Here is a 12,138-nt window from a genome sequence, read left to right as displayed (position 1 = left end):
TCTTTTGTTGAGCCCGAGCGAGCCTCTTCGATGCGAACTGACAGGTATTTGAATGATTGATCTTGACGCCCTGCTGGCGCCCACCAGCGATGCCCCACCGTGCGGTGAGGATCTGACGTACGACGCCGAGTTTCTCGCCTTGGAAAACGCCGCGAACGGCAAGCCGGAGCAGCAATTTGGCGAGACCGTGATCCCGGCGGAACCGCCGGACTGGCGTGAAGTGGAGAAACGCTCCACTGCGCTTCTGTCCCGCACCAAAGACATCCGGGTGGTGGCGAAGCTGTCCCATGCCTTGACCAACACACAGGGCGTGCGCGGCATGTCCCAGGGCGTGCAGTTGATGTCTGCCATGTTCAGCCAGCATTGGGATCACCTCCATCCGCTGCCGGAAGACGGCGATCACTTCATGCGGATGAATGCGGTGGCTTCGCTGAACGACGTGACCGGACAACTGCGGGATATTCGCCAACAAGATTTCTTGCGGTCTGCTGCGGGTGCGATCAATGTCCGGGACGCGGAAGCACTGGCACGCGGCACGGCAGCCGACGGCACCATCAAGATGTCGCTGGATCAGTTGCGTGGCGCCGTGTTCGATGCGTGGCGGCAGGGCAACGAAACGCTTCGCGCATGGGTTGTGGCCAGCGAGGCTTTCGAGTCGATGCAAGCCATCTTCCGTGATCGGCTCGACGCGGATCAACGACCTGATCTGGAGCAGATTCGCGGCGTGTTCAGCGTGCTTCGCGATCTGATTCCCAAGGATGCCGATGCTGCCGCGCCGGTGTCGGACTCGGTGGAAGAGGCGGGGGGCGTACCTGTTGAAACTCCCCTGGCTACTGCATCCAACCAGGGATTTGCGCTGCGCACGCGGTCCGATGCCGTGTCGCGCCTGATGGAAATTGCTGAATTTCTGGAACGCACGGAGCCCACCAATCCTGCTCCCTTGCTGATCCGAAGGGCCGTGCGACTGATGGGCCTGGACTTTCTTGACATTCTTCGTGAACTGTCTCCAGACAGCGTGGCCCAAGTGGAAAATATCACTGGCGTGAAGAGCCCTCTGTAAACGTTTTGTAGCATCTAAGCGCAAAGGGCTGGAGATACTTGCGGGACGGTGCGTCGTGCGGATACTGCAGCCTGTCCAAAGTTCCATTCATGGGTTTGAGCCTGAATCTGCGCACCATCTCTGCGGTATGTTCCAGTAGCGGAGTGGTGATCCAGCCGACTAAGAACGGTGATGCGGCGTGCCCAAAGAAACGGGCGTTCCATTTTGTTATGAATTTGTAAGTTGGTGTTGTTGCGAAGTCGTTGTAATTGCGATGCCTTCACAAGACCCTACGCTCACGTTTTATAAATCCTAGGAAAAGAGAAGTTACATCATGACACTGAGCAAAACGGGCAAGAGTGGTCAGAAATTCATCGCTCGCAATCGCGCGCCCCGGGTCCAGATCGAATACGACGTGGAAATCTACGGCTCTGAAAAGAAAGTGCAGATCCCGTTTGTGATGGGCGTGATGGCCGACTTGTCCGGCAAGCCTGTCGAAGCTTTGCCGGAGATTGCCGACCGCAAATTCCTGGAAATCGACATCGATAATTTCGATGCGCGGATGAAGTCCATCAAGCCCCGCGTCTCTTTCAACGTGCCCAACACGCTGACTGGCGATGGCCGCCTGCACATCGAGCTCACGTTCGACAGCATGGAGGATTTTTCGCCCGCGGCCATCGCCCGCAAGGTCGGTGCACTCAACTCCATGCTGGAAGCTCGCACTCAGTTGCACAACCTGCTTTCGTACATGGACGGCAAGCAAGGGGCTGAAGAATTGATCAGCAAGGTCTTGAAGGATCCGGCATTGCTCAAATCGCTCGCTGCCATGCCCAAGCCGGCCGACAGCGCTGAACCATCGACGGACGTGAAATAAGCGAGGAGTGACCCGACCATGAACGCACGCCAAATGGAAGCGGCACCAGCCGCCCAGACACTCGAAGGCAACGAATTCGCGTCGTTGCTGCAAAAAGAATTCAAGCCCAAGACCGATCAGGCACGCGAGGCCGTCGAAGCCGCGGTACAGACCTTGGCCCAGCAGGCCCTGGCGGCCTCCGCCACGCTGTCGGATGACGCCTATCAAACGGTGCAGGCGATCATTGCGGAAATCGACCGCAAGCTGTCCGAACAGGTGAACCAGATCATTCACCACAGCGAATTCCAGCAACTGGAAGGCGCATGGCGCGGTCTGCACCATCTGGTCCACAACACCGAAGTGGACGAGATGCTCAAGATCCGCGTGATGAACATCTCCAAGAAGGAACTGCATCGCAACATGCGGCGCTACAAGGGGGTGGGCTGGGACCAGAGCCCCATCTTCAAGAAAGTGTACGAAGAGGAATACGGTCAGTTCGGTGGCGAGCCCTTCGGCTGCCTGGTGGGCGACTACCACTTCGACCACAGCCCGACCGATGTGGAATTGCTGGGCGAACTGGCCAAGGTGTCTGCCGCGGCGCATTGCCCCTTCATTTCCGGCGCCTCGCCCGCCATGATGCAGATGGAATCCTGGCAGGAACTGGCCAATCCCCGCGACCTGACGAAGATCTTCACCAACACCGAGTACGCCGCCTGGCGCAGCCTGCGCGAGTCCGATGATTCGAAGTACATCGGCTTGGCCATGCCGCGGTTCCTGGCGCGCCTTCCCTACGGCGCCAAGACCAACCCGGTGGACGAATTCGATTTCGAAGAGGAAACCGCCAGCGGCGATCACAGCAAGTATTGCTGGGCCAACTCGGCCTATGCGATGGCCGTGAACATCAACCGCTCGTTCAAGTACTACGGCTGGTGCACATCCATCCGCGGAGTCGAGTCCGGCGGCGCGGTGGACAACCTGCCTGCCCACACCTTCCCGACGGACGATGGTGGCGTGGACATGAAGTGCCCGACCGAAATCGCCATCAGCGACCGCCGCGAAGCAGAACTCGCCAAGAACGGCTTCATGCCCCTGGTGCACCGCAAGAACTCCGATGTGGCCGCATTCATCGGTGCGCAGTCGCTGAACAAGCCGGCCGAGTACTACGACGCCGATGCCACGGCCAATGCCAATCTGTCCGCGCGCCTGCCTTACATGTTCGCCTGCTGCCGCTTTGCGCACTACCTCAAGTGCATCGTGCGCGACAAGATCGGCTCGTTCAAGGAGCGTTCCGACATGGAGCTGTGGCTGAACGACTGGATCATGAATTACGTCGATGGCGATCCCGCCAATTCTTCGCAGGAAACCAAGGCCCGCAAGCCGCTGGCGGCTGCCGAAGTGCAAGTGGAAGAGGTTGAGGGCAACCCGGGGTACTACACCTCCAAGTTCTTCCTGCGCCCGCACTATCAGCTCGAAGGCCTGACCGTTTCGCTGCGCCTGGTTTCCAAGCTGCCGTCGGTCAAGCAAGCCGGCAACTGATCCAGCGCTGTAGAGGGCGGGCGTCGGGGGCATGACTCCCTTGCCTGTCGAATCATCGCAGCGCCGACTTTCGAAGGGCGCAAACCAAGGGGTGCCTGTCATGGCATCTGCCTTGGTCTTGCGCTGGCATCCTGCAGGGAGGGTGCATCGGCGGCGCTGTCTTCATGCCCCCTTTCGTTCAAGGTCCCACCCATCCCATGATCTTTGATTCCAAGCTTCCGTTGGATACGCAGCTGAGTTCGTTGAAGGAGGCCATTCGCAAGGATCCGGCGGATGCGTCTCTGCGCGTTTACTACTTCCAGATGCTGGTGCTGTTCGGCGAGTGGCAGAAGGCGCTCGACCAGTTGCAGATCTGCGCGCAACTGGACAGCAAGACGGCGCCGATGGCCAAGGCCTATCGCGAGGTGATTCTTTGCGAGGTGGCTCGGCGGGACGTGTTCGCCGGCCGGCGCACGCCGCAGATTCTGGGGGACCCACCGGCTTGGCTGGGCTGGATGGTCGAGGCGCTCCAGTGCGCGGCGGACGGGCAGGCCGAAAAGGCCGCCGAACTGCGCAGCAGTGCCTTCGACGAGGCGCCTGCTTCGCCGGGTGAGCTGGACGGAACCCCCTTCGAGTGGCTGGCGGATTCCGATGCGCGGCTGGGCCCGGTCTGCGAGTTGTATGCCAACGGCGGGTACTACTGGGTTCCTTTCACTGCGATCCAGCAGATCAACTTCGAAAAACCGCAGGACTTGCGCGATCTGGTCTGGTCGGCCTGCGAGGTGACGCTGGTCAACGGCGGGCAGATGCTCGGCTTCATTCCCACCCGGTACCCGGGCTCGGAAAGCGTGGCGTCCGATGGCGTGCGCTTGTCGCGCACCACCGAGTGGAGCGATCTGGGGCAGGAGCAGGTGGCTGGCCTCGGCCAGCGCGTGTGGATTTCCGAGCAGGCAGACCATGCGCTGTTGGACGTGCGCCGCATCAAGTTCACGGCCGAATCGACCCAGGGCTGATCCGATCCATGGCGACCACGCGCCCCAATGACAACTTCGGCAACGGAAAGGACCGCCTGCAGCCGGCCCTGCTGGACCGCCTGACGGACCACGAGCCCAGCAAGCGCACCGAGCGTGCCGATGCCGTCTATGTCACCGAGGCCCGCCTGCGCCAGGCCCTGTTGCGGGATCTGAACTGGTTGCTCAACGCTTCGGATGCGACCTCGCACATCGACTTCGAAGGCCTTCCCGAGGCAGAACGGTCGGTGATCAACTTCGGCATGACGCCACTGGCAGGCCAGTTGCTGTCCGAGCTGGACTGGAAGGACATCGAGAAAGCCATCCGCAAGTCCATCCTGGCCCACGAGCCCCGCATCCTTCGCGACACGCTGACGGTGGCCCTGGCCCCCTCCAGCAAGCTGTTCAGCCACCACAACACGCTGCAGTTCGAAATCCGCTGCCAGTTCTGGTCCGCGCCTTATCCGATGGAATTGCTGCTCAAGACCAGCCTGGACCTGGAAACCGGGCAGGTGGTCGTCTCTGATTTACGGTGAAGTGATCCAGGCCATGCATATTTGCGCCATCCGACCGGTCCTCCATGTGCCGGAGGGCATGTCCCGATGAATCCTCGCCTGGTCGAGTACTACAACCGGGAACTCAGCTATCTGCGGGAACTGGGTGCCGAATTCGCGGCCGCCTTTCCCAAGGTGGCGGGGCGCCTGTCGCTGCGCGAACTGGAGGTGGCCGACCCTTATGTGGAGCGCCTGCTGGAGGGGTTCAGCTTCCTGACCGCCCGCATCCAGATGAAGATGGATGCGGAGTTTCCCCGGCTCTCCCAGCGAATTCTGGAAATGGTTTGCCCGCACTATCTGGCCCCCACGCCGTCGATGGTGGTGGTGCAGATGGACCCCAGCGCGAGCGAAGGGAGCCTGGCCGATGGCTACACGCTGCCGGTGGGCAGCGTGCTGAGGGCGCGCAAGACGGCTGAGGAGCAGACGCCGTGCGACTTCCGCACCGGGCACGAGCTTACTTTGTGGCCAATCGATCTCACCCAGGCCCGTCTCGGCGGCCCGCCGCTGGATCTGCCGCTGTCGCGGCTGCGCCTGCCCGAAGAGCCAGCGGCACACCTGCGCATCGACTTGTCCACCCGTGGAGCGCTGCGGTTTTGCGACCTGCGCCTGGACCGGCTGGAGGTGCACATCTCGGCAGGCGATGCGGTGGCATCGCATCTGCAGGAGCTGATCCACGAGTCGCTGATCGGCATCGTGGTGCACGATGCGCAGGACCCCTCGCGGGTCTGGGCCCACCTGCCGGCCGACGCCCTGCAGGCAGAAGGCTACGAGCAGTCGCAGGCCCTGCTGCCGTACTCGCACCGCAGCTTCCAGGGGCACCGGCTGCTCCATGAGTATTTCGCGTTCCCTGCGCGGTTCCGGTTCTTCTCGATTCGCGGGCTGCAAACCGCACTGGCCAAGGCCGAGACCAAGGCCATTGCCATTACCTTGCTGCTGCGCCGTGCCCAGCCTGCGTTGGAAGCCCAGGTGGATCGGCACAAGTTCCTGCTGCACTGCGTGCCCGCGATCAACCTGTTCGAACGCCCGGCTGACCGCATCCACGTGGCGCCGAACGTCAACGAATACCACGTGGTGCCCGACCGCACCCGCCCTCGGGATTTCGAGGTCTACAGCGTTCTGGGCGTGACCGGCCACCGCGAGGGTCAGCTCAACGACCGCGAGTTCGTGCCGCTGTTTTCTTCCATCCATGGCATCCGGTCCAGCGACCAGGCCTACTTTGCTGCGCGCAGGGAGCCTCGCCTGTTTTCGGAGCATGCGGCGCGTTTCGGGCCCCGAACGCAGTACCTGGGCAGCGAGGTGTTCATCTCCCTCGTGGATCAGCGGGAAGCCCCGTTTTCGGACGATCTCAAGCAGCTGAGCGTGCGCACCCTGTGCACCAACCGCGACCTGCCGCTGCTGATGGGCGGGCGCAGCAGCGAGGGCGATTTCACCACGGTGGAATCCGTGCCGGTGGACCGCGTTCGCACTGTCGCGGGCCCCACGCGGCCCACATCCAGCGTGGCCGAGAACGAGATCACCTGGCGCCTCATCTCGCACCTGTCCCTGAACTACCTGGCGATGACCGACCTGTCGGAAGAAGAGGGCGCGGCCACGCTGCGCGATCTGCTGCGGCTGTACCTCGACCTAGGCGACAAGGACCTGTCTGGCCAGGTCTCCAGCATCAAGGGCGTGGGTATTTCCGCCATCACCCGCCGCCTGCCTCAGCATGGGCAACTGGTGTATGGCCGTGGCGTGGGGGTCTCGGTCGGCGTGGACGAAAGCTCGCTGGCCGGTGTCAGCCCCTGGCCGCTGATGGCCGTCCTGGAGCGCTTCTTCGCGCGGCACGTGGGAGTGAACAGCTACACCGAACTGGCCCTCGATTCGCGCCAGCGCGGCCGCATCGCGCAGTGGCGCGTGCGGCCTGGCCAAAGGCCCTGCACATGAGCCGTTTGCCCACGCTCGACGCGGGCGACGCCCGGCAGGCGCGGATTGCACGGCCGGCGAGCGAGGCCGGGGTGGCGCTCTTTTGGCAGAAGCTGAAAGACAACCCGCACGAATTCGATCTGTTCTTCACGTTGCGGCTGCTGCAGGCCCGCCAGCCCGAGTTTCCCCGGTTCGGCCGGGCCCTGCGGCCCCAGGGCGAGTCCCTGCGCCTGGGCCAGGACCCGTCGCTGGCCTTTGCGCCGGCGACCCTCGCGGAGGTCCTGCCCGCTGTGGCGGGCCAGCCAGAGCGGCTGATGGTGTGGAATTTCGGGCTCTACGGGCCCAACGGGCCGATGCCCACACACCTCACGGAGTACGTGCGCGAGCGCCTGAGGCAGTACGACGACCCGACGCTGGCGCGCTTCTCGGACATCTTCCACCACCGGCTCTTGCTGCTGTTCTTTCGGGCCTGGTCGGACCCGCAGCCGACCACCTCACTGGACCGGGCGGGCGACGACTCCTTCGGCCGGCACGTGCGCAGCCTGGTGGGGCTGGGCGAGCCCACACAGCGGTCCCGCGACGCGGTGCCGGACCACGCCAAGCAGTACATGGCGGGCCACCTCACCCGCTGGACGCGCAACCCGGAAGGCCTGACGGCGGCCATTCGCCTGTATTTCGGCGTGCCGGTGGAGTTGATCGAATACGCGCTGCACTACCTGGAACTCGAACCCCGCCAGCAGACGCGGCTGTCGCGCAATGCCTGCAATTCACAACTGGGCGTGGACACCGTGGTCGGAAGCCGGGTGCCCGATGCACAGAGCAAATTCCGGTTGCGGATCGGGCCGCTCACGCTGGCGCAGTACGAACGCTTCCTGCCTTCAGGCGAAGACTTCCAGGCGCTGGTGGACTGGGTGCGCAACTACCTGGGCATCGAGTTCGCGTGGGACTTCGAGCTGGTGCTGCGCCGCGAAGACGTGCCCCCCTGCCAGCTCGGCGGCGCCACGCGGCTGGGGTGGACGACCTGGTCCCTGTCGGCGCCCGCCACCCGCGATCCGGACGACTTCCGCCTGGACCCCGAGCACTGGCTGACCCTGCGCAAGGGCGCTGCCCGCCGCGCCACCTCGCCGCCCACATCCGCGCACACCTGATGCGTTCCCTTTTTAAAAACTGACTCACCGAGGTCCCATGTCTGAAATTAGCCGGCAAGCCCTTTTCGGAAAATTGAATCCCCTGCTGTTCAAGTCGCTGGAAAGCGCTACGGTGTTCTGCAAACTGCGCGGCAACCCGTATGTGGAGCTGGTGCACTGGCTGCACCAACTGCTGCAGGAAACCGATTCCGATCTGGTGCGCGTGTTCCGGCACTTCGAGATCGATGCCGAAAAGCTCGCGGCCGACGTGCTGCAGAGCCTGGACCGTCTTCCTCGCGGGGCCACCTCGATCAGCGATTTCTCGGCCCAGATCGAGACCGCCATCGAGCGTGGCTGGGTCTATGCCACGCTGATGTTCGGCGAGTCCCAGATCCGCAGTGCCTACTGGCTCTCCGGCATGGTGCGCACGCGTGCGCTGGCCAATGAATTGCGGGCCATCTCCAGCGAACTGGGCCGCTTGACGGAGCCGGCCTTGAGCGACGCGTTCGCGCGGCTGCTGCCCGATTCGCCGGAATCGCGCCTTGGCGCGGCAGACGGTTCCGGCCTCTCGGGCGTGCCCGGCGAGGCCAGTGGTGCCACAGGCCCGGCCGGCACGGGGCGTGGCGAGGCGCTGCAGAAATACACGGTCGATCTGACCGAGCGCGCGCGCCAGCAAGAGCTGGACCCCGTCACCGGGCGCGACGAGGAAGTCCGCCAGATGGTCGACATCCTGATGCGCCGCCGCCAGAACAACCCGATCCTCGTCGGCGAGGCTGGCGTGGGCAAGACGGCCGTGGTCGAAGGCCTGGCGCTGCGCATCGCGGCGGGCGATGTACCGCCGCCGCTCAAGGACGTGCAGCTGCGCGTCGTGGACATCGGCCTGCTGCAGGCCGGCGCCAGCATGAAGGGCGAGTTCGAGAACCGACTGAGGGCCCTGCTGGACGAGGTGCAGGCCAGCACGGCGCCCATCGTGCTCTTCATTGACGAGGTCCATACGCTGATCGGCGCGGGCGGTCAGGCCGGCACAGGCGATGCGGCCAACCTGCTCAAGCCGGCGCTCGCGCGTGGCGTGCTGCGCACCATCGGCGCCACCACCTGGGCCGAGTACAAAAAGTACATCGAGAAAGACCCGGCGCTCACCCGGCGCTTCCAGCTCGTGCAGATCCACGAACCGGACGAAGCCAAGGCAGTGCTCATGCTGCGTGGCGTGGCCGCCAAGCTGGAAGGCCACCACCGCGTGCGCATCGGCGACGACGCGGTGGCCGCCGCCGTCAGCCTGTCACACCGCTACATCCCCTCGCGGCAACTGCCGGACAAGGCGGTGAGCCTGCTGGACACCGCCTGCTCGCGCGTGGCGATGGGCCTGCACGCCACCCCGGCGCGCCTGGAGGCCGTGATCCGGCAACTGGAGTCGCTGGCGGTCGAAAAGGACATCGTGCAGCGCGAACTGGACCTGGGCGTGGGCGAGACCGAACGCTTCGACGAAATCAATGCGTCGCTGGCGCGGCTGGAGGCGGAGCATGAGGTGCTCAAGGCCCGCTTCGAAAGCGAAAAGGCCATGGTGCAGCAGATCGTGGACGCGGAGGCAGCCGTGCTGTCCCGCCGCGTGGCCAAGGAGGCCGCGGCCCAAGCTGCGCCGCCCGCCGAAAGCGCCGCGCAGGGCGGCACCGTGGCACCCGCCGATGCGCAGGGGCCGGCCGATTCGGCACCTGCGCCAGCGCAGGGCGATGGGGCGGACCCCGCGGCTGTCCACCAGTTGAGCGGCCTGCGCGGTGAACTGCTGCGCATGCAGGGCGAGGACCCACTGCTGCAGCCCGTGGTCGATGCCAGCGTGGTGGCCGCCGTGGTGGCGGAGTGGACCGGCATTCCGGTGGGCCGCATGGTGCGCGACGAAGTCAAATCGGTGCTCACCCTGGCGGACACGCTGGAAAAGCGGGTGATCGGCCAGCGGCACGGCCTGGAGGCCATCACGCGGCGCATCCAGACCGCCCGCGCGCAGCTGGACAACCCGGGCAAGCCCATCGGCGTGTTTCTGCTGGCGGGCCCGTCGGGCGTCGGCAAGACCGAGACCGCGCTTTCGCTCGCCGAGGCGCTGTACGGTGGCGAACAGAACCTCATCACCATCAACATGAGCGAGTTCCAGGAAGCGCACACGGTCTCGACCCTGAAGGGGGCGCCGCCCGGCTACGTGGGCTACGGCGAAGGCGGCGTGCTGACCGAGGCCGTGCGCCGCCGCCCCTACAGCGTGGTGCTGCTCGATGAGATCGAGAAGGCCCACCCCGACGTGCACGAGCTGTTCTTCCAGGTGTTCGACAAGGGTTGGATGGAAGACGGGGAAGGACGTTACATCGATTTCAAGAACACGGTGATCATCCTGACCTCCAACGTGGGTTCGGAGTTGATCGCCGGCATGTGCCGCGACCCCGATCTGGTGCCGCCGCCCGAGGCGCTTGCCAAGGCCGTGCGCCAGCCGCTGCTCGAAAAGTTTCCGGCCGCGCTACTGGGCCGGCTGGTGGTGGTGCCGTACTTCCCCATCTCCGACGCGATGCTGGACCAGATCATCCGCCTGCAGCTGCAGCGCATTCAGACGCGCATCCTGGAGCGGCACAACGCGCAGTTCACGTTCGACGAGGCCGCGGTGCAGCTGATCCGCCAGCGCTGCAGCGAGGTCGAATCCGGCGCGCGCATGGTGGACGGCATCATCACGCAGAACCTGCTGCCGCGCCTGGCCATGCAGTTCCTGCAATCGTCCGTGGACGCGCACGTGATCCGCCAGATCCAGCTCAGCGCATCGGACAGCGATTTCGAGATCGTGTTCGGTTGATGCCGACGATCCATGGTCCCTGGCGCAGGGGCCATGGAGGCTGGCGCCGGCCCCAGGGCTGCCGGCAAGGGCGAGGGAATGGTGCTGGCGGCAGGCGCTCGCACGCCGGTGAAGGCCGCGCGGCATTTGCAGTCTGCAAAGGACGCCGTTCATTCGTTCGAACGGATGCATTCATCGCAAAAAAAGCCTGGCTACGCGAGCACGCCCGTTGGCTGGCAAAAAACGACCCGTCGGACGGAGAGTCCGGGAGTCGCCCCACGATGAAACCGGTTGGGGGCTGACCGGGCTTGGCGGTGGATTCTGAGAAGAAGCCACCGAAGGCCCTGGTCAACGATTGACGCCAGTGTATCATTAAATGAGAATGGTTATCAATCAAATATGCCGCGATCGCAGCGGCACCTCAGCAGTTCACTGCGGGTCGAGCAGGGGCGCAGCCCGATGCGCCGCGCTGGACATCGGGCTCGTCCCGCATCGGTTTGAAAAAGGGAGCGCAGATGACCGCCACGCCGTTGGAAGATCTCATCGAGGAACACCGGGTCCTTCTGGACGGGTATGGGCGGGCGCAGATTCGCTGCAGCCGCCTGCTGGCCATGCAAGCCGCCGAGATCGAGCGTCTGCAGGCCCAGGCCATCCGCCTGCGGGCACGGGCCATCGTGGCCGAGACGGCGCTGGCATTCGCCCGCGAGGAATCCGCCGAAGGGAACGCCGCTGCGCTCCAAGGCCCGGCTCGGCGGCGCGCCATGGGCCGGCAGATCGAAGCCCTGGGGCAGCGCATTCATGAGCTGATGCGCGAGGTGCTGCACTGGCAGTGGCGGGCCGCACGCTCCCATCACACCATGCCTGTGCCTGCCATGGCGTTGCGAGCGGTGGCGAGTGAAACGCTATCGGCCCCGCCAGGGGCCATGCGGTCCGTGGTTTGCATTGCGCCGGATGCCGCGGGCAGCCTGATCGCGCAGCCAGTGGGCCGCAAGCCGGAGGCGGCGGTGGAAGAAAGCGCCGCCGCATTGTCCGGCGGAAATGCGGCGCTGGAAGCCAGCCTGATCGCCGCCGACTTCGTCATCTGCCAGACCGGCTGCGTCGGCCATGACGACTATTGGCGGGTGCAGGACCACTGCAAGCGCACGGGCAAACCGTGCGTGCTGGTGGACCAGCCACAGGTCGTTCAGATCATGCGAGGGCTGGCGCATCCGCAGGATGAGCCTGTGCCGCAGCGGTAGGCCGGCAGCCCGCGCACCGCGGGCTTCGACCGCGCGTGGCCATTAGCGGCTGACAATCGATTGCTATTAAATTTATAGCAATATGCCCTAGTCGATC

General features: G+C 64.6%; 9 protein-coding genes. All 9 read left to right on the top strand.

Translation table 11 applies throughout. From position 1 onward, the window contains the following. Nucleotides 1-52: 52 nt before the first annotated feature. The 9 genes from tssA (at nt 53) to AC27IO_RS06295 (ending at nt 12,041) form a co-directional block, all read left to right on the top strand. The gene (tssA, locus tag AC27IO_RS06335; protein ID WP_498737949.1) at nt 53-1,060 is read left to right on the top strand and encodes a type VI secretion system protein TssA; all 1,008 of its coding nucleotides are present in this window, start codon (nt 53-55) and stop codon (nt 1,058-1,060) included. A gap of 313 nt (nt 1,061-1,373) precedes the next feature. Further along, nucleotides 1,374-1,913, top strand: coding sequence for a type VI secretion system contractile sheath small subunit (gene tssB, locus AC27IO_RS06330; protein ID WP_272563859.1), 540 nt, complete (start codon nt 1,374-1,376; stop codon nt 1,911-1,913). An 18-nt stretch (nt 1,914-1,931) separates the two neighbouring features. Beyond that, entirely contained in the window at nt 1,932-3,428 is a 1,497-nt protein-coding gene (gene tssC, locus AC27IO_RS06325) for a type VI secretion system contractile sheath large subunit (protein WP_272563858.1), read from the top strand. Nucleotides 3,429-3,625: 197 nt separating this feature from the next. Further along, nucleotides 3,626-4,420: a type VI secretion system accessory protein TagJ gene (locus tag AC27IO_RS06320; protein WP_284412226.1), complete on the top strand. Its 795-nt coding sequence runs from the start codon at nt 3,626-3,628 to the stop codon at nt 4,418-4,420. An 8-nt stretch (nt 4,421-4,428) separates the two neighbouring features. Continuing rightward, nucleotides 4,429-4,953 (top strand): type VI secretion system baseplate subunit TssE, encoded by a 525-nt coding sequence (tssE, locus tag AC27IO_RS06315; protein ID WP_272552281.1) that lies wholly within the window; start codon nt 4,429-4,431, stop codon nt 4,951-4,953. Between the two features lie 66 nt (nt 4,954-5,019). Continuing rightward, on the top strand, nt 5,020-6,894 hold the full coding sequence (tssF, locus tag AC27IO_RS06310; protein WP_498737945.1) for a type VI secretion system baseplate subunit TssF: 1,875 nt from the start codon (nt 5,020-5,022) through the stop codon (nt 6,892-6,894). After that, nucleotides 6,891-8,021, top strand: a complete 1,131-nt coding sequence (gene tssG / locus AC27IO_RS06305) for a type VI secretion system baseplate subunit TssG (RefSeq protein ID WP_498737943.1) — start codon at nt 6,891-6,893, stop codon at nt 8,019-8,021. Before tssF ends, tssG begins: the two co-directional genes overlap by 4 nt. A 37-nt stretch (nt 8,022-8,058) precedes the next feature. Beyond that, nucleotides 8,059-10,824 carry a type VI secretion system ATPase TssH gene (gene tssH, locus AC27IO_RS06300; RefSeq protein WP_487088454.1) on the top strand — a complete coding sequence of 922 codons (2,766 nt, stop codon included), beginning with the start codon at nt 8,059-8,061 and terminating at the stop codon, nt 10,822-10,824. A gap of 494 nt (nt 10,825-11,318) precedes the next feature. Next, entirely contained in the window at nt 11,319-12,041 is a 723-nt protein-coding gene (locus AC27IO_RS06295; protein WP_498737941.1) for a DUF2325 domain-containing protein, read from the top strand. Nucleotides 12,042-12,138 lie beyond the last annotated feature (97 nt).

The sequence above is a fragment of the Acidovorax sp. KNOB132 genome, assembly GCF_057541515.1.
Note: the sequence above shows the minus strand (reverse complement) of the source record. Positions and strands in the feature narration are given on the sequence as shown.